The organism is Haloferax sp. Atlit-6N, from assembly GCF_003383195.1.
In the GTDB taxonomy this organism is placed as follows: domain Archaea; phylum Halobacteriota; class Halobacteria; order Halobacteriales; family Haloferacaceae; genus Haloferax; species Haloferax gibbonsii.
This window is the reverse complement of record NZ_QEQJ01000303.1, coordinates 1-467: the sequence shown is the minus strand read 5'-3', so window position 1 is coordinate 467 and position 467 is coordinate 1. Positions and strand designations below refer to the sequence as shown.

Genomic DNA, 467 nt, shown 5'->3' with positions numbered 1-467 from the left:
CGCCGGGAGATGGAAGTCGAGTTCGGGTCGGCGGGTCTGCGAATCGCGCCGAAGCGCCGGTCGCAACCGCCCGAGCTGAAAGATCACAGGCACCGCCCGATCGGCATCGGCGGCCTCGACGCACTCGCCGGCGGCGGCCTCGTCCGCGGGACCGGCGTCCTGCTCGAACACGACGGGCGTGCGAACCTGACGGCGCTCTTCAGCGTGCTCCTGAAGCACGGCCTCGAAACCGACGACCGAGTCGTTCTCGTACCGACGATCGAACTCCGGGAGAACCGGACCGCCCAGTTGCTCGACGGGCAGGGCTACGACATCGAGAACGTACTCGAGACGGGACGGCTCGCAGTCGTCGACCTCGTCGGCACGTGGAACGACGACCGGCCGAACGTCTTCACACCCGAGCACGACCACGAGACGGTGATGAACCTCCTCGCCCGACTCTACGACGACGTCGAGGGGACGATCTA

General features: G+C 67.5%; 1 protein-coding gene. It reads left to right on the top strand.

The window, feature by feature from the left end:
* Window positions 1-9: 9 nt before the first annotated feature.
* A partial coding sequence (locus DEQ92_RS22465; RefSeq protein ID WP_199522982.1) for a hypothetical protein occupies window positions 10-467 on the top strand: 458 nt, incomplete at its 3' end.